This is a genomic window from Amycolatopsis sp. NPDC051716, assembly GCF_040681595.1.
Taxonomy (GTDB): domain Bacteria; phylum Actinomycetota; class Actinomycetes; order Mycobacteriales; family Pseudonocardiaceae; genus Amycolatopsis.
Genome location: NZ_JBFAZA010000056.1, coordinates 19786 through 42723, shown reverse-complemented (window position 1 = coordinate 42723; position 22938 = coordinate 19786). Strand labels below are relative to the sequence as shown.

Genomic DNA, 22938 nt, shown 5'->3' with positions numbered 1-22938 from the left:
CGAGGGGTACTCGGCAGAGCGGCTCGGTGCGGGGGCATGCCATGTGAGCGCCGGGCGATCCCGTCGGAGCCGGTTCGGTGCGGGGCAGCGCCCCAGCGAGCCAGGCGAACCCCCCGTCAGGCCGGCTCGGTGAGAGCGAGCAGCGCCCGGCGAAGCGCGGCCGCGCTGGCGTCGCGCGGGTCGAGCAGCTCCGCGGCCTCGGTCGCCGCCACCTCGGCCGCTGCCGGCTCTCCTGTGGCTTCGTACGCGCGCTTCAACACCAGCCACGTGAGGCCGGTGGCCGCTCTGCCGCCCATCTCGCGGCACTCGTCCAAGCACGCCCGGAGCACCGGGATCGCCTGGGCCGCCCGGCCTTCGCCGATCCAGGCCGCCGCCAGCGCGCGGGTGCACGACAGCTCTCGCGGCCGCTCGTCCAGCTCCCGCGCCAGCTCGCGTGCCTCGCCGAACGACGCCGTCGCTTCCTCTCGCGCGCCCGTTGCCGCCGAGATCGCACCCCTCGTCCGCAACGACTTCGCCAGTGCCGAGCGCGCCATCGTGCCGCGCAGCAGGTCCACCGACTCCGCGATCGCCGCCACCGCGCCCGCGTCGTCGCCCGTCAGCAGCGATGACCACGCGAACCCGTGCAACGCCTCGCCGAGCACCCGGGCGTCGCCGGTCGAGCGGGCCGCCGCCAGTGCCGTCCGGTCGACTTCGCGGGCGTCTTCGATGCGGCCGAGCCGCAGCAAGGCCGCCGACTCCGCCGCCCGGACCCACCCGAGCTCGGCCGGTGAACCGTCCACAGTGAACAGTTCGCGGGCGTGGGCCGCCGTCTGCAGGGCCTCCTCCGCGCGGCCGAGGCCGATCAGGCAGTGCGCCAGGTTCGCCGAAACCCACGCGTGGGTGCGGCTGTCGCCGTGCGCCTCCAGTTCCTTGGCGCACGCGCGGTAGCGGACCGCCGCCTCCTCGTACTCGCCGCGCGCGTGCCGCAACAGCGTCAGCGTGGCCTCGGCGACCGCCGCCAGCGGCGGGCCCGCGTCCAAGACCGCCTCGTACGCCGCGCGCATGTCGGCGTACTGCCCGTGCAGGTACAGGTAGACGCCGAGCCGGTCGAGCAGCAGCAGGGCGTCCCGCGGGCCCAGCGTGCCGATGAGCGCCAGGAGGTTCGCGCGCTCGGCGGCGAACCAGTCGTCCGGACGTGCCAGCAGCCGCTCCACCAGCTCATCCGGCAACGGCTGTGCGGGCGGCTCGTGGGCCGGGGACGGCATCGGCACCGTGCGCGGCAGCCGGGCCGCCGCCGCGTCGGCGAGGGCGAGCGTGGCCGCCAGCACCGTCCGGAGGCCTTCGCCGGGCGCCGGGTCGGTCAGCTCCGCCGCGTACAGCCGGACGAGGTCGTGCATCCGGTAGCGGCCTTCGCCCGTCGCGTCCGCCCCGCGCGCCTCCAGCAGGCTCGCTTCGACGAGCTCCTCGACAGCTTCGTCCGGGTCGTCCACCAGGGTGGTGACCGCCCAGGCCGGCAGGTCGGCGAGGCGGCACCGGCCGAGCAGCCGGAACGCTCTCTGCGCGGGCGGCCGCAGGCCGTCGTAGCTCAGCGCGATGCTGCTCCGGACGGCGAGGTCGCTCACGGTCAGTTCGTCGAGGCGCCGGACCTCGTCCTCCAGCCGGCCGGCCAGCTCGCCGAGCCGCAGGTGCGGGCGGATGGCCAGCCGGCTGCCCGCGATCCGCAGCGCCAGCGGCAGCCGCGCGCACGCGGTGATGATCCGCTCGGCGTCGGCACGCTCCCGGGCCACCCGCGCCCCCGCGAGCCGGTGCAGCAATTCGGCGGCGTCGGCGCCGGAGAGGGGACCGACCGCCAGCCGGTGCGCGCCGGCGAGCCCGCTCAACCGGCGACGGCTCGTCACGAGCACCGCGCAGCCCGGCGTGCCCGGCAGCAGCGTGCGGACGTGCTCGGGGTCGACGGCGTCGTCGAGCACCACCAGCACCCGCCGGTCGGTAAGGCGGCCGCGGAACACCGCCGCGCGCGCCCGCACGTCGTCCGGGACGGCCGGGCCGGGGACACCCAGCGCGCGCAGCAGGTCGCCCAGCACCTCGCCGATTTCGCGGCCGGCCAGCGGCACGTACAGCTGGCCGTCCGGGAACCGCGCGCGCAGCCGGTGCGCGGCGCGCACGGCGAGGGTGCTCTTGCCCGCGCCCGGCTCGCCGCTGAGCACCGCGACCGGGACGCCGCCGCCCGCGCCGAGCACGCCGGTCAGCTCCGCCAGCTCGGCGTCGCGGCCGGTGAAGTCCCCGATGTCCGGCGGGAGCTGGCAGACCGGCCACACCGCCGGCGGCAGCCGCGGCACCGGGTCTTCACCGCGCAGGACGGCCGCGTGCACCCGCCGGGCCTCCGCCCCGGGCTCGACGCCGAGCTCCTCGATCAGCGTGCTCCGCAGCCGCCGGTAGACCTCCAGCGCGCTGCCCTGCTGCCCGGCCCGGTGCAGCGCGATCATCAGCTGCGCGGCCGGCCGTTCGCGCAGCGGGTGCTCGGCGATCATGGCCTGCAGCTCGCCGGTCAGCTCGCCGTGCCGCCCGGCCGCCAGCTCCGCGTCGACGCAGTCCTCGAACACGGCGAGGCGTTTGGACTCCAGCCGGGCGATGTCGGCGCCGAATCGCGGCACGTGCAGCCCGGCCAGCACCGGCCCCCGCCACAGCGCGAGCGCCCGCCGGTAGTGCCCCGCGGCGGCCACCGGATCCCCGGTCCGCCGCCCTTCGGCGACGGCGGACCGGAAGACGAGCAGGTCGAGCTCCTCCGGTTCGACGTGCAGCCGGTAGCCGGGTGGGCCGTGCTCGACCCGCAGGCCTTCGATCCGGTCGCGCAGCCGCGAGAGGTAGGTGTGCAGGTTGGACGTGGCCGACTTGGGCGGCCCGTCCGGCCACAGCGCTTCGACCAGCACGTCGACGGGGACGTGCTGGCCGGCGTTGAGCAGCAGCACGGCCAGCAGCGTGCGCTGCCGCGCACCGCGCAGGACCGCCCACCGGCCCGGCGGGCTCTCGACGGCGAGCGGACCGAGCACGGCGAAGTGCGCCATGTCACCTTCCCGGGTGTGGTCGGCAGGAAAAACCACGGTAGCGAAGGGGTACGACAGAACCGGCGGCCGCGGTTCACCCGGTCGGGACGGTCGCCGCCGCGCGTTCCCATTAGGCTCCACCCGGACATTTCAGGACCTACCAGGGGAGCGGTCGTGTCAGCTGGAGGCGGAACCAAGGCGATCCTCGCCGCACTCGGGGCCAACGCCGGGATCGCGGCGGCGAAGTTCGCCGGCTTCCTCGTCACGGGGTCGTCGTCGATGCTGGCCGAGTCCGTGCACTCGCTGGCCGACACCACCAACCAGGGCCTGCTGCTGCTCGGCCAGAAGACGTCGAAGCGGGAAGCCGACCAGGAGCACCCCTTCGGCTACGGCCGCGACCGGTACTTCTACTCCTTCATCGTCGCGTTGATGCTCTTCACGCTCGGCTCGGCTTTCGCGATCTACGAAGGCATCCACAAGATCGGCCACCCGGAGCCGCTCGAGTCGCCGATCGTCGCCGTGATCATCCTGGTCGTCGCGGTCGCGCTGGAGGGCTACAGCTTCTACACCGCCATCGGCGAGTCGAAGAAGATCAAGGGCGACACGACCTGGTGGGGCTTCATCCGCCAGGCGAAGGAGCCCGAGCTGCCCGTGGTGCTGCTCGAGGACGCCGGCGCGCTGCTCGGTCTGGTCTTCGCACTGCTGGGGGTCGGGCTGTCGGTCGTCACGGACAACCCGGTCTGGGACGGCATCGGCACCCTCGCCATCGGCGCGCTGCTCGGCGTCATCGCGATCATCCTCATCATCGAGATGAAGAGCCTGCTCATCGGCGAAGGCGCCAACGAGGGCGTCCTCGCGACGATCGTCGACGAGCTCGCCGCGGGCAAGGTCGAGCGCGTCATCCACATCCGCACCCAGTACCTGGGCCCGGACGAGCTGCTCGTCGCGGCGAAGCTGGCGCTGGTGCCGGGGCTCGACACCGCCGAGGTCGCGCGGGCCATCGACGACGCGGAGGCCCGCGTCCGCGCCAAGGTGCCGGTGGCCAAGCTGATCTACCTCGAACCGGACCTGGACCGCAGTCTCACCCGTTAGCCGAAGAGCTGCTCCGCCTTTTCGGTGAGCCGTCACGGACCTGACCCGATAGGGTGACCTACTGCGATACATGCAGGCCAGCCGCAGGAGGTCAACGGTGCCCGGAACGGGATTGTGGCGCACGAAATCGATCGAACAGTCCATTGCGGACACCGACGAGCCGGACACCAAGCTCCGGCGGAACCTGAGCGCGTGGGACCTCACGGTCTTCGGCGTCGCGGTGGTCATCGGTGCCGGCATCTTCACGCTGACCGCGCGCACCGCGGGTGACTACGCCGGGCCGTCGGTATCGCTGGCCTTCGTGTTCGCCGCGATCGCCTGCGCGCTGGCGGCGCTGTGCTACGCGGAGTTCGCCTCGACCGTGCCGGTCGCGGGCAGCGCGTACACGTTCTCCTACGCCACCTTCGGCGAGTTCATGGCGTGGATCATCGGCTGGGACCTGATCCTCGAGCTCGCCGTCGGCGCGGCGGCGGTGTCCAAGGGCTGGTCGGTGTACCTGGAGACGGTGCTCGGCTACCTCTTCGGCAAGGGCACCAAGTCGACGTTCGACATCGGCAGCGTGACGGTCGACTGGGGCGCGCTGCTCGTCGTGGCGATCCTGACGACGCTGCTGGCCGTCGGCACCAAGCTGTCGTCGCGGGTGTCCATGGTGATCACCGGGATCAAGGTCGCCGTGGTGCTGTTCGTGATCATCCTCGGGTTGTTCTACATCAAGGGCGCCAACTACACGCCCTACATCCCGCCGGGCGAGACGGGCGGAGCCGGCCAGACGGGCGTCGACCAGTCGCTGTTCTCCCTGATCGCGGGCGGCGCGAGCAGCTCGTTCGGCGTCTTCGGCCTGCTGGCGGGCGCTTCGCTGGTGTTCTTCGCGTTCATCGGCTTCGACATCGTCGCGACCACCGCGGAGGAGACGAAGAACCCGCAGAAGGCCGTGCCGCGCGGGATCATGGGCTCGCTGGCCATCGTCACGGTGCTGTACGTCGCGGTGTCGCTCGTGGTCGTCGGCATGACGTCGTACAAGGACCTCGCGACCAAGGCGGGCGACGGCAGCCACAAGACCCTCGCCACGGCGTTCTCCGCCAACGGCGTCGACTGGGCGGCCAACATCATCTCGTTCGGCGCGCTGGCCGGTCTGACCACCGTCGTCATGGTGCTGATGCTGGGTCAGGTCCGGATCATCTTCGCGATGTCCCGCGACGGCCTCATGCCGCGAGGGCTGGCGAAGACCGGCGAGCACGGCACGCCGAAGCGGGCGACGCTCATCGTCGGCGGCCTGGTCGCGCTGGCGGCCGGGTTCTTCCCCGCCGACAAGCTCGAGGAAATGGTCAACGTCGGCACGCTCTTCGCCTTCGTGCTCGTGTCGGCGGGCGTGCTGATCCTGCGCCGGACCCGGCCGGACCTGCCGCGAGCGTTCAAGGTGCCGCTGGTGCCGCTCATCCCGATCCTGGCCATCCTCGCCTGCCTGTGGCTGATGCTGAACCTGACCGTGCTGACCTGGCTGCGGTTCGCCGCCTGGATGGTCCTGGGCGTGGTGCTCTACTTCGGGTACAGCCGCCGGCATTCACTGGTCGGCAAGCGGCAGGCCGAAGAGACCGGCGAACCCGTGAAGTCGCCCGAAGCCTGACTTGCGCGATAAAAGCCCCGCCTGCCTGGACACCCAGGTCGGCGGGCTTTTTGCGTTTGGTTGCTTAATGCGAGGTTACGACTTGATCAAGACGATCTTGCGATTTGTACCCAAAGGGGGACCCCCTGTAAGCGGCTGGGTGACATGCGATACCTTTCGATCCTTCGTGTGCCACTGACGGGTGAATTACAGCCGCGTGATTCCCACGTTCAGTGGTGCCGCGTCCCCCTGATTTTGCCGTTCATCCCCCGTTCGGTACTGGAGAACTCATGCGCAGACGTTCCTTCCGCGGCGCCGTGGCGGTCATGGCGCTCACCACCGCTGCCCTGATCGGGACCGCCGGTTCCGCCCTGGCCTGCTACAGCGACGACAACCGTCCCCACCCGACGCCGGGTAACCCGACGCCCTGTGCCGACGGCCAGGTCCTCGACCAGAAGGACGTCGTCTTCGAGCTGACGAAGAACAACACCCGGCTGAACATCAAGTCGGTCAACGAGGGTGTCACGGTCACCCGCATCGTCGTCCCCGGTGGCGACGACGGCTTCAACGACTACACGCCGGGCAAGAAGCTGGACAAGAACGCGCCGTGGAACGACCTGCGCGCGCCGTTCAACTTCAACGGCAGCCAGCCGAAGATCGGCAAGTGGTACCTGTGCGGCACGAAGACCAAGCCGACCGCGCCCCCCACGACGCCGGTCACCAAGACGTCGACGCCGCCCACCACGACGGCCACCACCAAGCCGAGCACCCCGGCGACTTCGGAGACCTCCGTTGCGCCGACCAGCTCGACCCCGGCGGCCGTCGTCCCGGCGGGCAACGAGTCGGGCACCGGTGGCGGCCTGGCCAACACCGGTTTCGACAACAGCTGGCTGATCTGGGTCGGCGCGCTGCTGCTCGTCGCCGGTGGCGGCCTGCTCGCGCTGCTGAAGTTCCGCCGCAAGGCTTCCTAGTCCTCTGGTGAAGCCGAGCTAGTTCCACGGCTGAAGGCCCCTCGCTCCGCGCGCGAGGGGCCTTCACCGTTTCGGGGGGAAGTCCCCGAACAGCGAGCCCTGCTCGCCCCAGGACGGCTTGCCGAGGCCGGCCGCCATCGCGACGGCGTGGTCCCATTCGGCGTCGACCACGTAGTCCTGGTGCTTGAGCACCCCCGGCGCCCAGCGGTGCCGCCCGGTCGGGCCGCGCAGCGGGTCCGGCAGCCAGTGGTCGCCGCCGAGGATCAGGACGCCGTTGGCGTCGGCCGCCGCCGACACCGGGCCGCAGCCGCCGTCCGGGAGGAACCCGACGCCGTGCAGCCGCCGGTCGGCGACCGAGTGCCGCCAGGTCGTCACGCCGCCGCCGAAGATGTCGGTGCCGCGGCACAGCGCCCGCCAGCGGCCGTCCAGGTCGGCGAAGAGCCGTTCCAGCGCTTCCTGGGGCAGCAGCGCCGGGAAAGCGCGCTGGTAGCCCCACTGCAGCGGCGACCCGGCGGTCAGCACGCCGACGCGCTCGAGGTCCGCTTCCGGCAGTTCGGCCGCCAGCCGGGCGGCCGCCATGATCGTCAGCAGGCTGCCGAGGTTGTAGCCGGAGAGCACCACGCGCGTGCCGGGTTCGGCGAGGTGTTCCCGCGCCCGCGCGGCCAGTTCCGGGACGACCTTCAGCGCGTAGCAGGGCGGAACCGTCGGGTGGGCCGCCCGCGGCCAGAAGCAGACCAGGTCGGCCAGGGCCCCGAGGTGGCGGCTGCGCTGCGGGGTGCGGGCAGCCGTGTAGACCACGCGCAGCAGGCCCGCGGCCAGCGCGCCGAGCGCGACCACGCCGATCGCGGACAACGGGCCGAACCAGCCGGGGACCAGCCCGAACCCGAACCGCAGCACCAGCAGGGCCGCGCCGCCGGCGGACATCGCGCTCGCGACCGCCAGCGCCAGGTGGTGCAGGTGCCGCCGTTCCCACGCCGAGCGCGCCCACGCCGCCGCGGCCTGGGCCTCCTGGCGCTCGTCGTGCTCCATCAGCTCGACGATTTCGGGGATGCCCCGCCGCAGCCGTCGCAGCGGGACGGCGACCGCGAAACCCAGCACGCCGAGCACCGCGGCCAGGGCCAGCCCGGCGCCCCACAGGACGGTGACCAGCAAATACGTGTCGGGCACCTTCAGGTGTTCCGCCCCGGAGAGCCGTCGGAGCGCTTCGGCGAGCCCGGCCCCGAACCCGCCGCCGAGCAGGCCGGCCAGCGCGAGCACCGGCGCGGCCGCCCAGCCGCCCATCCACGGCCGCAGCCGCTGCGGCTTGTGCTTCCAGCCGGGCCGGGCCAGCAGCGCCGCCGGGGCGAGGAACAGGGCGAACAGCACCGTGACGGCGACCAGGGCCGCGCCGAGACCTTCGACGACGGCGTTCGTGCCGGGCAGCGGACCCGCGCCCGGCCCGTGCGAAAGCACGAGCCGCACCGCGGCCACGACGACGAGCAGGGTCGCGAAGGCGAGCACGCCGGGCCGGGCGAACCGGCCGGTGTCGACGCCGATCGCGGCGGCCATGACGGTGGCGAGCACCACCGCCAGCGTGACGATCCAGGCCACGAGGTCGACGGTGCCGCCCGGTACGCGGAACGGGCCGCCGAGCAGCAGCAGTGCGACCGAGGCCAGCGCCGCGACGGTGTGCAGGCAGCGCAGGGCCGGCGTCTCCGGGTCGGCGCGCATCCGCAGCGGGCCGCCGGTGAGGTCGCCCTCGGCGTGCACCGCCCAGGTCGCGCTGGAAATCCGGTGCAGGACGAAGATCACGGCCAGCAGCGGCAGCACGCCGACGGCGATCCGGGCTCCCGGTGCGCGCAGCACGTCGGGGACCACCGGCAGGCAGCCCGATCCGGGCGCGAGGCACTGCGCGGCGAAGAGGTCGAGCGCGATCGCCGCGAGCTGGCCCATCAGCAGCATCGTCAGCAGCAGGGCGCCCACGCGCAGCAGACCGCGGCACACGGCGCCGAGGACGCGCGCGAGGCGGCGGCCCGGCGGGACCGGCGGCAGCATCCAGAAACAGACGTTGGCCAGGAGAACGGGAACAACAGCGCCCAGGTGGCCTTCGCGGCGCCGCCCGAGGTCATGCCGTGCCAGAGGTAGCCCTCGAGCGTCCGGGGGATCGACCGGCCCAGCGCCGGCAGCACCGGCCCGGGCGCCGGGCGCCGCAGCCGGTCCGCCGGGCGGACCACGCGGCCCAGGCCGTCGCCGGCGACGTCGACGGTCGAAACCGCGTCGAGCAGCGTTTCCCCGCTGGTGCCCACGAGCCCGGCGACGCGGATTTCCACGACGCGGGTGTCCGAGCCGGGCATGGGCACGGTAAGGGCCTCCTAACACTTCTAGGGACAGTCGAGCGGACAACGGTAGTGTTCTGGTGTCATCGAGTCTTGGAGGAATCGCCACTATGACCCCCGAAAGCGTTGCCAAGCGGCACGAGACCCGCAACGGCATCGAGTTCGCCGTCGCCGACCTCGAGGCCGCCGAGTTCGGCCGCAAGGAAATCCGCCTCGCCGAACACGAAATGCCGGGACTGATGGCGCTGCGGCGCGAATACGCGGAGGTCTACCCGCTGCGCGGGGCGCGCGTGTCGGGCTCGCTGCACATGACCGTGCAGACCGCAGTGCTGATCGAGACGCTGGTGGCGCTGGGCGCCGAGGTGCGCTGGGCGTCCTGCAACATCTTCTCGACGCAGGATCACGCGGCCGCGGCGATCGTCGTCGGCCCGCACGGCACGCCCGAGGAGCCCAAGGGCGTCCCGGTCTTCGCGTGGAAGGGCGAGTCGCTCGAGGAGTACTGGTGGTGCACCGAGCGGATGCTCTCCTGGGACGGCGAGGGCCCGAACATGATCCTCGACGACGGTGGTGACGCCACCATGCTGGTCCACAAGGGCACCGAGTACGAGAAGTCGGGCGTCGTGCCGACCCCGGACGAGAACACCTCGGACGAGTTCCGCGTGTTCCTCGAGTTGCTGCGCGCGTCGGTCGCTTCGGACAAGGACAAGTGGACCAAGATCGGCGCGGGCATCCGCGGCGTCACCGAGGAGACCACGACCGGCGTCCTGCGCCTCTACCAGCTGGCGGCGGCGGGCGAGCTGCTGTTCCCGGCGATCAACGTCAACGACGCGGTGACGAAGTCGAAGTTCGACAACCGCTACGGCATCCGCCACTCCCTGATCGACGGCATCAACCGCGGCACCGACGTGCTGATCGGCGGCAAGGTCGCGGTGGTCTGCGGCTACGGCGACGTCGGCAAGGGCGCGGCGGAGTCCCTGCGCGGCCAGGGCGCGCGGGTGATCGTCACCGAGATCGACCCGATCTGCGCGCTGCAGGCGGCGATGGACGGCTACGCGGTCCGCAAGCTCGAGAGCGTGCTGCCCGAGGCCGACATCATCATCACCACCACCGGCAACAAGGACGTCGTGCTGGTGGAGCACATGGCGAAGATGAAGCACCAGGCGATCCTGGGCAACATCGGCCACTTCGACAACGAGCTCGACATGGCGGGCCTGGCGCGGTACCCGGGCATCCGCCGGATCAACATCAAGCCGCAGGTCGACGAGTGGATCTTCCCGAACGGCAACACGATCATCGTGCTGTCCGAGGGCCGGCTCCTGAACCTGGGCAACGCGACCGGCCACCCGTCGTTCGTGATGTCGAACAGCTTCTCGAACCAGGTGATCGCGCAGATCGAGCTGTTCACCAAGCACGAGGAGTACGACAAGGAGGTCTTCCGCCTCCCGAAGAAGCTCGACGAGAAGGTGGCTCGCATTCACCTGGACGCCCTGGGTGGCGAGCTGACCAAGCTCACCAAGGAGCAGGCCGAGTACATCGACGTGGACGTCGAAGGCCCGTTCAAGCCGGAGCACTACCGGTACTGAGGTTTTCGCGTTTCCGCTGGTCAGGGCCGCCCCGAAAGTGTTCGGGGCGGCCCTTTGTTTTGCGTTTGTGACAGTGATAGCACGAATGGGTGACGTGTTATCATGGAGTCGTGAAACAGTTGATCACAAGGATCGACGACGAGCTGCACGCCCGGCTGAAGGCGCTCGCCGAGGCTCAAGGGCGCAGCATGAACGACCTGGTCACGGAAGCGTTGAGGGGCGTTGTGGCAAAGACGGAAACCGCGCTCGAGCGGAGAAACCGCCTGGTGGCGGAAGGCAAACTGATCGCGTTCGTGCCGGAGGGCGAAGCGCCGGGGCACGACGAGCTGGAAAAGCGCTCGCGTGGCTGGGGCACGGCCGTCAGCGAGGCACTCGACTGGACCCGGGGTGAATGGTGACCGTTTTCTACGCCGACACGAGCGCCGTGGTCGGGGCCTACCTCACCGACGAGGCCGACCACGCCGAACTGCGGGAGCTCCTGATCGACGGTGGGCACCTTGTGCTCACCAGCGAGCTGACCCGGCTGGAGTGCGCCAGCGCCTTCGCCGCGGCCAAGCGGAGCGGGCGGATCCCGGACGCCCGCGAGTTCCTGGCCCAGTTCGACGAGGACACGCGCACGGTGCTGGGGGTGATCCCGCTGGCACCGCATCGGATCTTTCCGGCAGCTCGGCGGCTGGTCACCGAAAACTACCCGGTGCGCACGCTCGACGCGATCCACATCGCGGTCGCGATGCACTCCACCGCCGAGCTGACCGACGGCGGGCCGGTCACCTTCGTCACCCGCGACGAGCGTCAGGCCGATGCCGCCAAGGCCAACGGGTTCGAGGTGCTGTGACGGTCGACCTGATGGCGGGCATCGCCGTACTCGACCACGAGCGGGCGCCGGCCTGGTTTTCGTCGAGCGCCGTCCGGAGCGGGCCACCGGGCATGCCAGGCACGTCCTGTTCGTCGGCGACCTCGACGAGCGCGTCGCGGCGATCTCCGAGCGGCTTTACCGCGACCCCGAGGGAAACGAGATCGGCATCGGTGGCGGTCCGGCGTAGCCTGGTGCCGTTCTTGGCTTCACGAACCTCACGGCCCGGTAGGTAGTCCGGGCGGCTCGCTCAGGGCTCGTTGTCCCGCTTCGGCGGGAAACCGGTGGCGCCAGGCTGATCCGTCACGCCTGGAGGTTTCCCGATGCGCGGGGTGTTCACGCTGTACCACGACGGCCGGTTCTGGATCGGCGTCTACGAAATCCACGAAGACGGCCTGGTCCGGGCCGCGCGCCACATCTTCGGCACCGAGCCCACCAACGCCGAGCTGTCGGCCTTCGCCGCTGGCCGCGACTTCGCCCGCTTGGCCGACGAAGCCCGCGCGGCCCCGCCGACCCCGGCCGAGCAGCGGCCGACCGCCCGTCTCAACGCCAAGCGCCTCGCGAAGCTGGCGAAGAAGGCCCAGGAGGACGAGGGCATCGGCACCGCCGCCCAGCGCGCCCTGCGCGACGCGGTCACCCACCGAGCGGCCGAGAACAAAGCGGCCCGCAAACGCCGCGCGGCCACCGAGGCCGCCCGCCGCCGGGCCTTGGCCCGGGCCAAGGCCCGCGCCAAACACCGCGGCCACTAGCAATGCCCGCCCAATCACGCGAGTTGCCCGCCCAATCACGCGAGTCGCCCACCCAATCACGTGAGTCGGCTGCCCAATCACGTGAGTTGGCTGCCCAATCACGCGAGTTGGCTGCCCAATCACATGAGTCGGCCGCCCAAGCACGCGAGCCGACTCTCGGAGTGTGCGAGCCGACCCGCTGGGTGCGCGGGGCGACCCTCCGGGTACGCGGGCCGACCCGCTGGGTGCGCGAGGCGACCCTTCGGAAGCGCGAGCCCGACCCTTTAGGAGCGCGGACCGACCCTCTGGGTACGCGGGCCGACCCGCTGGGTGCGCGAACCGACTCTTCGGAAGCGCGAGCCGGCCGCGCTCAAGCGGCCATCCGGCGTGACCGGAGGGGCATCTCGTGTGATCAGCGGGGCATCTCGCGTGATTGGAGGGTCAGCTCGCGTGATTGGAGGGTCAGCTCGCGTGATTGGAGGGGCGACACGGGTCAGTTCCACTCCACCGCGACCCCGGCCAACCCGGGTCCCGCGTCGTTGAAGAACGCGCTGCTCACTCCGCCCATGTCGCAGGCCAGTTCCTCCGCCACCACCGGCAGGGCGTCGTCGCGGGCGCGGACCTGGCGGGTGCAGCGGGCCGGGAGCGCGTTGCGGTCGAACCGCAGCTGGACCAGGTAGCTCGCGCAGCGGTCGCGCAGCATCCGGTAGTAGCCCGGCGACGCCGAGCCCGAGTCGTCGCGGACCTCGAAGCAGAACACGTGGATGTCGCCCTCGGCCAGCTTGCGGTCGAACAGCAGCTCCGTTGCCATCGTGTCCGCGTCCGGGTTGCGGCGCATCCGGCCCACCCGGCAGCCCTCGTCCGTGATCAGCTCGACGTCGTCGATGCGGCAGCCCGGGTCGCCGTTGTACACCGTCAGGTACCGGTCCGGGCCGTGGCGGCGGGCGCGCGTCACCAAACGGGTGCGCAGGCTGACCTGGCGGTGCTCCGCGTCGAACGTGATCGTGTCGTGGACCGACAGCAGTTCCAGGTCCGCGTTGTAGTGGTTCGACGACGGGTACGCGCCCAGCTCGGCCAGCAGGTCCTCGACGATCGACCCCATGTCACCGGACCGCAGGTCGTGGAACGACGCCGCCGGCTGGTGGCCGCGGCGGACCAGTCGTGGGCCGATCAGCACCACGAGGGCGTCCGCCGGCAGCTGGAGGACCGATTCCAGGGCCCGGACCGCCGGCAGCGCCTTCGGCACCTCGGGCTGACGCAGCCCGCGTTGCCAGTAACTCAGCGTCGACTGTCCGATTTGGACCCCGCGCAGCGCGAGGTGGGCGCGCAGCCGGGCCAGCGACAGCCCGCGGTAGGCGATCGCCAGCCGGAGGGCGTGGTGGAACTCGCCGGTGCGGAGTGCCTCGGTCAGCTCTTTCGGCAGTTCGGCGACCGATGCCCGGGTCGTGCGGGCGCCATCGATGATCAGTGGGAGGTTCCCGTCTTGTGCCACCGCTCGTCCCTTCACCCGACCAGTGTGTGCGCTGGGCGTGAACACCGCGGAACGTTCACGGTAGCAGCGTAGGGTGGCCGTGCCGACCCCCGTTCAGGGTGGTTGGCCTCGTTGAGGTGAGCGTTCCGCGTTCCGGCTGTCCCCCGGAACGGTCCGTTCCTCCGGATGGCGTTCTTGCTCCTTGTGACCGCGTTGTTCACCGTTGTGACCACCGCTGGTTCGCCCACTCCGCCACAGGAGGCCGTCTGTGCTGGTGAAGTCGAGCCAGGTCCACGCCGTACTGGCTGTGAGCCTGCTGTTGTGCCTGGTCGCGCCGACGCAGTCCCAAGCAGCCGCGCCCGGAGTGCCGTCGACCTACCGGAACCAGATCGTCCTGCAGCTCCAGCAGAAGAGCCAGTGGTGCTGGGCCGGCGCGGGCAACACCATCGCCGCCTACCACGGCGCGGTCGTCAGCCAGACGCGGTTCTGCCGGCTCGCCCACGGGAACACCGGTGTGATCGGAGACACCGGCGCGGACTGCGCGAACCTCCCCGGCACCCTCGCCGACCCGCAACGCGCCTTCGCCCAGCTCGGCTTCAGCTCGCCGGGCCGCTACCTCGACCGCCGCATCTCCTACGCCGACGTCCGGACGCAGACCGCCGCGAACCAGCCGGTCGAGACCCGGGTCGGCTGGAACTCGGGCGGCGGCCACGTGCACGTCCTCTACGGCTACGACACCCGCGGTGACTGGGTGTTCTGGGGCGACCCCGGCCCCGCCAAGCGCTACAACTGGTCGACCTACGGCTACTACACGCAGAATTCGTCCTTCACCTGGACGCACACGCTCACCGGGATCGCCCGATGAGCAGGCGGGCGCTCGTGCTCGCCGTGCTGACCGGCGCGGCGCTGCTGATGACGGCTCCGGTGTCAGGCGCGGCCCAGGCCGCCGGCATCAGCAGCGCCGACGCCTCCGCGGCGCACCGCGCGGCCGCGGGGTTCCAGGACGTCCTCGTCCGGTTCTTCGCCCAGACCCCGGGCGCCCAGGGGCCGGTTTCGGTCCGGATCGCGCCGGACGCCTACGCCGTGTACGAGCTTTCGCCGGACTTCGTCGCGGGCAAGCCCGACGCGGCGCCAGGTGACTTCGCTTACTTCGCGATCCCCGCGAGTGCCTCCGACGGCCGGACCGCGACGCTCTGGTCGGTCCGGGGCGCGGACGGCACCTGGCAGGTCGGCAACATCGCCTCGGGTGACGTCGAGGGCGAGTACGCCCGGAAGCTGCCCGCGGGCGCCCAGCTGCTGCACGAACCGCAGATCGACGCCTGGTACGCGGTCCGCGACGGCCGGATCACGTCGCTGTCGGACGGCAAAGCGGTCGTCGGGTACCAGCAGACCGTCGAAGCACGCTACGCCGACAAGCTCCCCGGCTCGGTCTACTCCCGTGACGGCGAGGCCGGTGGTTTCGACGCGACGTCCCAGGTGATGCCCCGCGGCGACGGCGGCCCGGCGCCGTCCGGCCACGACACCGGCTGGGTGCCGCTGCTGATCCTCGTCGGCGTGCTCGCGGTCAGCGGCGCCGGCTACGTGCTCCACCTGCGGCGGCACGCCGCCTAAACGAACCGGCGGGCTCGGCGTCGATCCCCTTCCACCGAGCCCGCCGGTCCACCACCGTTACTGTGCTGATCGGTTCTGATCCGACCACAGTCACGGCCGAATGACTTCGTGGCAACGGTTGCGTGCGGCGCGGGGGGTCGGCCTGCTTTTGGCCGGATCAGTACTGTGACCTCCGTGGGTCGATTGGTGGTCATCGAAGGGCTCGACGGCGCGGGCAAGCGGACGCTGACCGACGGGCTGACGGCGGCGCTGGGCGCCAAGGGCGCGAGCGTGGCGTCGCTGGCGTTCCCGCGCTACGGCGAGAGCGTGCACGCGGACCTCGTCCGCGAGGCGCTGCACCGCGGGCACGGCGACCTCGCCGACTCCGTGTACGGCATGGCGATGCTCTACGCGCTGGACCGCAGCGGCGCCGCGGACCGCATCCGTGAGCTGCGGGACGCCCACGACGTCGTGCTGCTCGACCGGTACGTCGCCTCCAACGCCGCGTACGCGGCCGCGCGCCTGCGGCAGGACGCGGCCGGCGAAGTCGTGAAGTGGGTGTGGGAGCTCGAGCTCGACCGCTTCGGCCTGCCCCGCCCGGACCTGCACCTGCTGCTGCGCGTCGCCCCGGCGGTCGCGGCCGAGCGGGCCGAACGCCGTGCGGGGACCGAGACCGGCCGGGAGCGGGACGCCTTCGAAACCGACGACGGCCTGCAGCGGCGGTGCGCGGCCGTCTACGACGAGCTGGCCGCGTCGGGCTGGCTCGCGCCGTGGCACGTCTTGGACGGCGTTGCGGGCGTGGACCACGAAGCGCTGGCGACGACGCTGCTAGGGCAGTAGCCGGGCCGGGTCGAACCGCGCGATCGGGTGCGCGGTGGCGCCGTCCACCACCAGGTCGGCGAGGATTTCGCCGACCACCGGGGCGAACTTGAAGCCGTGGCCGGAAAACCCGCACGCCAGCACCACCCGCTCCTCGGCCGGGTGCGGGGCGAGCACGAAGCTTTCGTCGGCCGTGTCGGTGTACATGCAGGTCGCGGCCCGGAGGAACGCGCCGGGCAGCGTCGGCAGGTGCCGCTTCACCACGGACGCGATCTCGTGCACCTCGTCGCCGGACACCGCCCGGTCGATGCCGTCGGGCGTGCACGTCCGGCCGCCGCTGTGGAACGCGACCTTGACGCCGTCCGCCGGCGCGTTGTGCGCCGGGAAGCCGTAGAACGTGTAGCCGTCGCCTTCCCAGATGTAGATCGGATGCTCCCGGAACGGCCGGATCCCGCCCGAAGGCGCGAACCAGTACTGCACCTGCCGCCGGACCGTGAAGGCGATGCCGAAGCCGCGCAGCAGCTCGCCGGCCCACGCGCCGGGGCACAGCACCAGACGTTCGGCCGTGTAGTAGCGGTGCGACGTCCCGACGCGGACTCCGCCGGCCGTGGTGCTCCAGGTGAAGACCTTCTCCTCGTGGTGCAGTTCGGCGCCGCACCGCGCGGCGAGCTGCAGGTGCGCGGCGACGCTGCCTTCGGGGGACACCAGCCCGGCACCCGGCTCGTACAGCGCGGCTTCGCCCGGAGCCGGCGCCATCGTCGGGAACCGGCGCCGGATTTCCGCCGCGTCCAGGAGTTCGTGCGGGATGCCGAAGGCGCGGGCCGACGCCGTGCTGCCGGTGATCGTCCGCGACTCCGCCGGGCCGACCACGATCCCGCCGCAGCGGGTGAACAGCCGCCGTCCGCTGTCGCGCTCGAGACCGTCCCACAGTTCGTGGGCCCGCAGCAGCAGCGGCACGTACTCGGGGCCTTCGAGGTACGCCTGGCGCGTGATCCGCGAACCGCCGTGGCTCGACCCGCGGTTGTGCACCGGCGCGAACTGGTCGACGCCCAGCACCCGCTGCCCGCGCTGCGCCAGCCGGTACGCCGCGGCGCTGCCCATCCCGCCGAGGCCGACGACGATCACGTCGTAGTGCGTCATGCCACCCTCCCCGGGACGCGCGTGCCGAAGTGCCCGACCTGCACCGGTGTCCCGGACCGGCTGTACTCCACGGGAAGCCAGCCGTAGGCGATGGCTTTGCCCGCGGTGTGGCCGTACCCGGCGCTGGTGACGTACCCGGCCGGGTGGCCGTCGACGTACACGGGATCCCCGCTTCCGACGACCGCACCGGTCGTCAGCCGGGTCAGCCGCCGGCTCACCGTCGCGGCGGAGCGGCCCGCCAGCGCGTCGCGGCCGAGGAAGTAGCCCTTGTCCAGCCGGACAGCCGAACCGAGCCCGGCTTCGTACGGGTCGTGCTCGGTGGTGAAGTCGACGCCGGGTGTCGTGACGCCGGCCTCCAGCCGCAGGCCGGCGAGGGCTTGCTGGCCGGCGACGGCCACGCCGTAGCCCCGGAGCGTGTCCCACAGGCGTCGCCCGAAATCCGCCGTGGTGTGCAGTTCCCAGCCCGGTTCGCCCACTGTGGACAGTCGCAAGGCGACGACCGGGACGTCCCCGACGTACGTCTCTTCGGCCGAAAAATCCGTTGTGGACAGTCCGGGGAGGACTTCGTGGGCGAGCGGGCCCCAGAGGCCGAGGCAGCACGTGCCGGGGGTGGTCTCGTGGATCTGCACCGTGCCGTCGCGCGGGAGATGCCTTCGCAGCCAAGCGAAATCGAGACGCCCGCCGGCACCGACGTGGAACCGCTCGTCGCCGAGGCGGGCCACCGTCAGGTGGCCGCGGACGCCGCCGTCCTCGCCGAGCAGCAACGCGGTGGTCACCGTGCCCGGCGCGGTAGCGAGGTCGCCCGTCGTCATGGCCTGCAGGAACGGCAGCGCGCCGGGGCCGGTGACGGCCAGCCGCGGTTCGGGCGTCAGGTCGAACATCGCGACGCGCTCACGGGTGGCGGCCGCTTCGGCGGCCACCTCGGCCGAATACCGCTCCGGCCGCGCCCAGCCGTCCGCGGAACCGAAGTGCGCGCCCAGCGCGAGCTGCCGTTCGTGGAAGGGGCCGGTGCGGACCGGCTCCGAAGAAAACCGGGAGAACCGGGCGAACCGCGCGAGGTCGCAGCCGTGCAGGGCCAGCGACGGCTGCCCGTCGACGAGCCAGCGCGCCAGTTCGCGGGCGACCCCGGCGGAGTGCTCGGGCCGGACGGCGCGGGCGATCCAGAAGCCGTCGATGTCCGGGTGCTCGCCCAGCAGCGGCCGCCCGTCCGGGGTGCCGGGAAGCACCACCGTCGTGCTGGTTCCGGCGCCGGCGTCGCGGAGTGCGGGCAGGAGATCGGCGGCCACGGCCACCCCGGCGCCGAGCCGGTCGACGTGCTCGCGGACGTACATCCCGGTGTCGAGGTGGCGCAGCACGGGCTTGCCCGCCTGCACGTGTTCGTCGTTGTGCCCGGCCAGGTCCGGCAACGGCGAGGTCAGCAGGTATTCGTGGGTCAGCGGCACCTGCGGCAGGTCCAGGCCGGCGAGCTCGCCGGCGCACGACACGACGACGTCGGCGCGGATCCGCCCGGCCGCGGTGACGACGCCGGTGACGCGGCCGCCGCCGCGCTCGATCGCCGTGACCTCCTCCGCGGCGAACCGGGCACCCCGGGCTTTGGCCCGCCGGGCCTGGGCTTCGGCCGCGCGCGGCGCGTGCAGCAGGCCGTCGCCGGGGACGTGGAAGCCGCCGAGAACCCGGGCTTCGTCGAGCAGCGGGTGCAGGTCGGCGCACTCGCGGGGCGTGCGCAGGTAGCCGCGCACGCCCCACGAGGTCGCCCAGCCGTGGTGCTGCTTCAAGTCCTCGAGCCGCTCCGGCGACGTCGCGACTTCGAGGCTGCCCACCGGGTTGAAGCACCACTGGCCGTCGAGCCCGCTGTACTTCTCGACGGTGTACTGGGCGAACGCCGTCAGCGTGCGGTCGGCGTGGGTGCGGAACACCAGGCCCGGGTGGGCTGGATCGACGTCACCGTCGTCGCCGACGACGGTGACGTCGGTCCAGCCGCGCTCGGTCAGCTCGTCGGCCAGCGCGCAGCCGAGCAGGCCGGCGCCGACGACGACCACCCGGGGCCGTGCTGCCATTTCGCGGGATCCCTCCGGGCGAGGTTGCGTCTTCGGCAACAACGTGCGTCATGCGCGACGCAGTGTCAAGCACCCGAAACGGTGTCCCCTCAGGCGCGGGCGAACTCCATGACCCAGTTGGTTTCCCAGGTCTGCCCGCTGTCGGCCGAGAACGCCTGCTGCCACCGCGGGGTCGCGGTGGTCGTGCCCGTCCAGGCGAAGTGGACCTTGATCGGGGCCCCTTCGTGCGTGTCGTCGCCGTAGAAGTCGCCGCGGTCGCCGTCGAAGGCGCCGACGACCGGCGGCTGGAGCAGCCCGGTCCGGTTGCTGGCCCAGTACAGCGACCACTCCTCGCGCTCGACGTCGAAGAGCCGGAGGGTGCAGCCGCGGAAGCCCAGGGTCGGGAAGACGATCTCGTCCAGGTTGCCGCCACCCTCGAAGAGGGACTGGGAGGTGGCCGTGCCGGGGAAGACGGTCCAGTCGTCGCTGCCGGTCAGCGGCTTGGCGAGCCGCCGGTTCGTCACGGTCCAGGAGCCGATGAAGAAGTCGAAGTCGTTCATGCCGACGATCCTGGGGTGCCACCACTGACATCTTTTGTCAGTGGCTGCTGGCAGACTTCGCCGGGTGCGCGCGAGCCGGCTGGTGTCCCTGCTGCTGTTGCTGCAGAACCGGGGGAGGATGAGCGCCGCCCGGCTGGCGGCGGAGCTCGGCGTGACCGCGCGGACCGTGTACCGGGACGTCGAAGCGCTCGCCGCCGCCGGTGTCCCGATCTACGCCGAAGGCGGCCCGAACGGCGGCTACCAGCTGATGGACGGCTACCGGACCCGGCTGACCGGGCTGACCGAGGGCGAAGCCGGGTCCCTGTTCCTCACCGGGCTGCCGCAACCGGCGGCCGAGCTGGGGCTGGGGGCCCAGGTGGCCGCCGCCGAGCTCAAGCTGATGGCCGCGCTGCCGACGCCGTACCGCGACGCGTCGGTGCGGATCCGGCAGCGGTTCCACCTCGACGCACCCGGCTGGTACCGCGAAGCGGATCCGGTGCCGCAGCTGCTCGCGGCCGCGGAAGCGCTGTGGCAGGACCAGGTCGTCGAGGTCCGGTACCGCCGCTGGTCGCCGGCGCCCGGGGTCGTGACGCGGCGGCTGCACCCGCTCGGCCTGGTCCTCAAGGCCGGCGTCTGGTACCTCGTGGCCGGGCCGGAGCCGCGCACCTACCGCGTCGGCAACATCGAGGAGTTCCGGGCGCTCGACGAGCACTTCACCCGGCCGGCCGGCTTCGACCTGGCGGATTTCTGGCGCACGCACGTCGAACGGTACGAGGAGAGCGAAGACGGCGAGACGGCCGTCGTGCGGCTGTCGCCCGCCGGAATCGCCGCCCTGCCGGACATCCTCGGCCCGCGAGCGGCGCGGCTCGCGGCCCGCACCCTCGAACCCGCGGACGCCGAAGGCTGGCAGCGCGCGAAGGTCCCGCTGGAAAGCGTGCCCCACGCGGCCGCCGGGTTGCTGCGGCTCGGCGCGGACGCCCAGGTGCTGGCGCCCGCGGAACTGGTGGCGCACATGGGAAAGACGATCCGCGAAATGGCGCGGCTCTACCCCTGGTCCCGGAAATAGCCCAGCTGCGCGGAAAGTTCCTCCGCCGCCTCGGTCATCGGCTTCACGATCTGCTTCACGCGCTGCTTCGAAAGCCGGTACGACGGCCCGGAAGCGCTCATCGCGGCGACGACGTCCCCGCCCGGGCCGTGGATCGGCACGGCGACGGCGTGCATGCCGAGCTCGAGTTCTTCGTAGCAGGCCGCATAACCGTCTTCGAGCACCCGGTCCAGCTCGGTCATCAGCTCGTCCGGCTCGACCGTCGTGCGCGGGGTGTACTGCTCCAGCTTCCGCTTCAGCACCCGCTTGCGCTCGGCTTCGCCCATGTACGCCAGGAGGATCTTGCCGCTCGAGGTCGCGTGCAGCGGCGTCCGCTGGCCCGTCCAGTTCTGCGTGGTGATCGCGGCCGAGCCGCGGGCCTGGCTGATGTTGATGGCGACGCCGTCGTCGGCGATGGCGATGTTCACCGTCTCGCCCAGCTCGTCGGCCAGCACCAGGCAGCTGGCCCGGCCCAGTTTCGCGAGGTCCATGCGGCCGGTCGCGGCCCCGGCCAGCCGGACGATGCCGAAGCCGATCGCGTACTTCCCGCGTTCGCCGAGCTGCTCGACCAGGCCTCTGGTTTCCAGGACGCTGAGCAGGCGCGACGCCGTCGACTTGTGGACGCCCAGTTCGCCCGCGATCTCCGTGATGCCGGTTTCGCCGTTGCGCGCGAGCAGTTCCAGCACGCTGATGGCCCGGTCGACCGATTGCACCTGGCTCTGAGTTGCGTTGCCCGAGTCCTGGTTTCGCATGGCGCAACAGTATCCGTTTCGCGGGGTGCCTATCGGCTGAGTGGGGGAATCTCTTGACGAGGACGTCCCTGAAGCCGGATTGTTGCGCAAGTTGCACATCGTTTCACAATGCGCAACTTTCACGTACCGCCCCGGCATCCCGCCAGTCGTTCTCCGGAGGCCCCGATGATCCGAGCCTGCGCCGTCGCCGACCTGCCCCAGGGGGAGGCGCTCCGCCTCGACGGTCCCGCTCCGATCGCGGTGTTCCACACCGAGGACGGCTTCTTCGCCGTCGACGACACCTGCACGCACCAGGACGCTTCGCTCGCCGACGGCTGGCTCGAAGGCTGTTTCGTCGAGTGCCCGCTGCACGCCGCGCGGTTCGACCTGCGCACCGGTGCGCCCACCTGCCTGCCGGCGAAGGCACCCGTGCGGACCCACCCCGTGGTCGTCACCGACGGCGCCGTGTACGTCGACGCGCCCGTGCCGGCCGTTCCCTGAAACTCTCCTCGCAGGTCCGTGAAGGCCGCAACGAGGGACTCCGAGTCCCTTCGGTGCGACCTTCACGGACCGTCCACCGGCACCCGGATGGAGCAGGGAGCTCACGCGATCTTGATCTTTCTGGTGGTCAAACACGCGGGTCGTGCGTGCGGGCGCCGGAACTAGTGCGAATATGTGGACATGAAGGCACGTGTTCTCGTGGTCGACGACGACCCCGCCCTCGCGGAGATGCTCACCATCGTGCTCCGTGGGGAGGGGTTCGACACGGCGGTGGTCGCCGACGGCTCACGCGCGCTGCCCGCGCTGCGTGAGCTGAAACCCGACCTCGTCCTGCTCGACCTGATGCTGCCCGGGATGAACGGGATCGACGTCTGCAAGGCGATCCGCGCCGAGTCCGGGGTGCCGATCGTCATGCTCACCGCCAAGAGCGACACCGTCGACATCGTCCTCGGCCTGGAGTCCGGCGCCGACGACTACGTCGTCAAGCCGTTCAAGCCGAAGGAGCTGGTCGCGCGGGTCCGGGCCCGCATGCGCCGCACCGAGGCCGAGCCGGCGGAATCGCTCACCATCGGCGACCTGGCGATCGACGTGCCGGGCCACGAGGTCACGCGCGAAGGCAAGGCCATCCCGCTGACCCCGCTGGAGTTCGACCTGCTGGTGGCCCTGGCGCGCAAGCCGCGCCAGGTGTTCACCCGTGAGGTGCTGCTCGAGCAGGTGTGGGGTTACCGCCACGCGGCCGACACCCGGCTGGTGAACGTGCACGTCCAGCGGCTGCGCTCGAAGGTGGAGAAGGACCCGGAACACCCCGAGGTGGTGTTGACCGTTCGCGGCGTCGGGTACAAGGCCGGCCCGCCGTGAT

The 22938-nt window shown here is 71.7% G+C and carries 19 protein-coding genes and 1 pseudogene; 13 read left to right on the top strand and 7 right to left on the bottom strand.

All coding sequences use genetic code 11. The annotated features are described in order from the left end of the window. Window positions 1–116: 116 nt before the first annotated feature. Complete coding sequence (locus AB0M30_RS44360; protein WP_364597737.1) at window positions 117–3044, bottom strand: BTAD domain-containing putative transcriptional regulator; 2928 nt, start codon at window positions 3042–3044, stop codon at window positions 117–119. Between the two features lie 153 nt (window positions 3045–3197). Between AB0M30_RS44360 and AB0M30_RS44355 the strand changes: the two genes are divergently transcribed. The 3 genes from AB0M30_RS44355 (at window position 3198) to AB0M30_RS44345 (ending at window position 6689) form a co-directional block, all read left to right on the top strand. After that, a complete protein-coding gene (locus AB0M30_RS44355; RefSeq protein ID WP_364597734.1) occupies window positions 3198–4115 on the top strand; it encodes a cation diffusion facilitator family transporter in 918 nt (305 codons plus the stop codon). A gap of 97 nt (window positions 4116–4212) precedes the next feature. Then, window positions 4213–5739: an amino acid permease gene (locus AB0M30_RS44350; protein WP_364597731.1), complete on the top strand. Its 1527-nt coding sequence runs from the start codon at window positions 4213–4215 to the stop codon at window positions 5737–5739. A 269-nt stretch (window positions 5740–6008) separates the two neighbouring features. Next, window positions 6009–6689 carry an LPXTG cell wall anchor domain-containing protein gene (locus AB0M30_RS44345; RefSeq protein WP_364597728.1) on the top strand — a complete coding sequence of 227 codons (681 nt, stop codon included), beginning with the start codon at window positions 6009–6011 and terminating at the stop codon, window positions 6687–6689. Between the two features lie 63 nt (window positions 6690–6752). Here AB0M30_RS44345 and AB0M30_RS44340 read toward each other — a convergent pair. Next, a pseudogene (locus tag AB0M30_RS44340) lies at window positions 6753–9022 on the bottom strand (hypothetical protein). A 92-nt stretch (window positions 9023–9114) separates the two neighbouring features. Between AB0M30_RS44340 and ahcY the strand changes: the two are divergent. The 4 genes from ahcY (at window position 9115) to AB0M30_RS44320 (ending at window position 12189) form a co-directional block, all read left to right on the top strand. After that, window positions 9115–10587 (top strand): adenosylhomocysteinase, encoded by a 1473-nt coding sequence (gene ahcY / locus AB0M30_RS44335; protein WP_103341211.1) that lies wholly within the window; start codon window positions 9115–9117, stop codon window positions 10585–10587. 110 nt (window positions 10588–10697) lie between these two features. After that, on the top strand, window positions 10698–10985 hold the full coding sequence (locus tag AB0M30_RS44330) for a toxin-antitoxin system HicB family antitoxin (protein ID WP_360173277.1): 288 nt from the start codon (window positions 10698–10700) through the stop codon (window positions 10983–10985). Further along, window positions 10979–11422: a type II toxin-antitoxin system VapC family toxin gene (locus AB0M30_RS44325; protein ID WP_364597724.1), complete on the top strand. Its 444-nt coding sequence runs from the start codon at window positions 10979–10981 to the stop codon at window positions 11420–11422. The genes AB0M30_RS44330 and AB0M30_RS44325 overlap by 7 nt, the downstream gene beginning before the upstream one ends. A 341-nt stretch (window positions 11423–11763) precedes the next feature. Next, complete coding sequence (locus AB0M30_RS44320; RefSeq protein ID WP_103341214.1) at window positions 11764–12189, top strand: YjdF family protein; 426 nt, start codon at window positions 11764–11766, stop codon at window positions 12187–12189. Between the two features lie 472 nt (window positions 12190–12661). On the opposite strand, the gene AB0M30_RS44315 is transcribed toward AB0M30_RS44320, so the two are convergent. Then, on the bottom strand, window positions 12662–13660 hold the full coding sequence (locus AB0M30_RS44315) for a hypothetical protein (protein ID WP_103341215.1): 999 nt from the start codon (window positions 13658–13660) through the stop codon (window positions 12662–12664). A 247-nt stretch (window positions 13661–13907) separates the two neighbouring features. Between AB0M30_RS44315 and AB0M30_RS44310 the strand changes: the two genes are divergently transcribed. The 3 genes from AB0M30_RS44310 to AB0M30_RS44300 all read left to right on the top strand — a co-directional run bounded on the left by AB0M30_RS44310 (window position 13908) and on the right by AB0M30_RS44300 (window position 16069). Next, window positions 13908–14504 carry a papain-like cysteine protease family protein gene (locus tag AB0M30_RS44310; RefSeq protein WP_364597720.1) on the top strand — a complete coding sequence of 199 codons (597 nt, stop codon included), beginning with the start codon at window positions 13908–13910 and terminating at the stop codon, window positions 14502–14504. Beyond that, complete coding sequence (locus AB0M30_RS44305) at window positions 14501–15250, top strand: hypothetical protein (RefSeq protein ID WP_364597717.1); 750 nt, start codon at window positions 14501–14503, stop codon at window positions 15248–15250. The genes AB0M30_RS44310 and AB0M30_RS44305 overlap by 4 nt, the downstream gene beginning before the upstream one ends. A gap of 165 nt (window positions 15251–15415) precedes the next feature. Then, complete coding sequence (locus AB0M30_RS44300) at window positions 15416–16069, top strand: dTMP kinase (RefSeq protein ID WP_364597715.1); 654 nt, start codon at window positions 15416–15418, stop codon at window positions 16067–16069. On the opposite strand, the gene solA is transcribed toward AB0M30_RS44300, so the two are convergent. The 3 genes from solA to AB0M30_RS44285 all read right to left on the bottom strand — a co-directional run bounded on the left by solA (window position 16058) and on the right by AB0M30_RS44285 (window position 19784). Then, window positions 16058–17188 (bottom strand): N-methyl-L-tryptophan oxidase, encoded by a 1131-nt coding sequence (gene solA / locus AB0M30_RS44295; protein ID WP_364597712.1) that lies wholly within the window; start codon window positions 17186–17188, stop codon window positions 16058–16060. The genes AB0M30_RS44300 and solA overlap by 12 nt on opposite strands. Then, the gene (locus AB0M30_RS44290; RefSeq protein ID WP_364597709.1) at window positions 17185–19245 is read right to left on the bottom strand and encodes an FAD-dependent oxidoreductase; all 2061 of its coding nucleotides are present in this window, start codon (window positions 19243–19245) and stop codon (window positions 17185–17187) included. Before AB0M30_RS44290 ends, solA begins: the two co-directional genes overlap by 4 nt. Before the next feature lie 89 nt (window positions 19246–19334). Next, entirely contained in the window at window positions 19335–19784 is a 450-nt protein-coding gene (locus AB0M30_RS44285) for a hypothetical protein (RefSeq protein WP_364597706.1), read from the bottom strand. 64 nt (window positions 19785–19848) lie between these two features. Here AB0M30_RS44285 and AB0M30_RS44280 point away from each other — a divergent pair, with 64 nt between their 5' ends. After that, window positions 19849–20829 carry a WYL domain-containing protein gene (locus AB0M30_RS44280; RefSeq protein ID WP_364597703.1) on the top strand — a complete coding sequence of 327 codons (981 nt, stop codon included), beginning with the start codon at window positions 19849–19851 and terminating at the stop codon, window positions 20827–20829. On the opposite strand, the gene AB0M30_RS44275 is transcribed toward AB0M30_RS44280, so the two are convergent. After that, entirely contained in the window at window positions 20808–21599 is a 792-nt protein-coding gene (locus AB0M30_RS44275) for an IclR family transcriptional regulator (RefSeq protein ID WP_364597699.1), read from the bottom strand. The genes AB0M30_RS44280 and AB0M30_RS44275 overlap by 22 nt on opposite strands. Window positions 21600–21764: 165 nt before the next feature. On the opposite strand from AB0M30_RS44275, the gene AB0M30_RS44270 reads away from it, so the two are divergent. Together AB0M30_RS44270 and mtrA are read left to right on the top strand one after the other, a co-directional pair. Next, on the top strand, window positions 21765–22079 hold the full coding sequence (locus tag AB0M30_RS44270) for a bifunctional 3-phenylpropionate/cinnamic acid dioxygenase ferredoxin subunit (RefSeq protein WP_364597696.1): 315 nt from the start codon (window positions 21765–21767) through the stop codon (window positions 22077–22079). 180 nt (window positions 22080–22259) lie between these two features. After that, complete coding sequence (mtrA, locus tag AB0M30_RS44265) at window positions 22260–22937, top strand: MtrAB system response regulator MtrA (protein ID WP_005150760.1); 678 nt, start codon at window positions 22260–22262, stop codon at window positions 22935–22937. Window position 22938: the final 1 nt, after the last annotated feature.

Excerpts from the sequence above, each read along its gene's own strand:
- AB0M30_RS44360 (WP_364597737.1), bottom strand. The coding sequence starts at position 3,044 with ATGGCGCACTTCGCCGTGCTCGGTCCGCTCGCCGTCGAGAGCCCGCCG.
- AB0M30_RS44345 (WP_364597728.1), top strand. The coding sequence starts at position 6,009 with ATGCGCAGACGTTCCTTCCGCGGCGCCGTGGCGGTCATGGCGCTCACC.
- ahcY (WP_103341211.1), top strand. The coding sequence starts at position 9,115 with ATGACCCCCGAAAGCGTTGCCAAGCGGCACGAGACCCGCAACGGCATC.
- AB0M30_RS44325 (WP_364597724.1), top strand. The coding sequence starts at position 10,979 with ATGGTGACCGTTTTCTACGCCGACACGAGCGCCGTGGTCGGGGCCTAC.
- AB0M30_RS44320 (WP_103341214.1), top strand. The coding sequence starts at position 11,764 with ATGCGCGGGGTGTTCACGCTGTACCACGACGGCCGGTTCTGGATCGGC.
- AB0M30_RS44305 (WP_364597717.1), top strand. The coding sequence starts at position 14,501 with ATGAGCAGGCGGGCGCTCGTGCTCGCCGTGCTGACCGGCGCGGCGCTG.
- solA (WP_364597712.1), bottom strand. The coding sequence starts at position 17,188 with ATGACGCACTACGACGTGATCGTCGTCGGCCTCGGCGGGATGGGCAGC.
- AB0M30_RS44290 (WP_364597709.1), bottom strand. The coding sequence starts at position 19,245 with ATGGCAGCACGGCCCCGGGTGGTCGTCGTCGGCGCCGGCCTGCTCGGC.
- AB0M30_RS44285 (WP_364597706.1), bottom strand. The coding sequence starts at position 19,784 with ATGAACGACTTCGACTTCTTCATCGGCTCCTGGACCGTGACGAACCGG.
- AB0M30_RS44275 (WP_364597699.1), bottom strand. The coding sequence starts at position 21,599 with ATGCGAAACCAGGACTCGGGCAACGCAACTCAGAGCCAGGTGCAATCG.
- AB0M30_RS44270 (WP_364597696.1), top strand. The coding sequence starts at position 21,765 with ATGATCCGAGCCTGCGCCGTCGCCGACCTGCCCCAGGGGGAGGCGCTC.
- mtrA (WP_005150760.1), top strand. The coding sequence starts at position 22,260 with ATGAAGGCACGTGTTCTCGTGGTCGACGACGACCCCGCCCTCGCGGAG.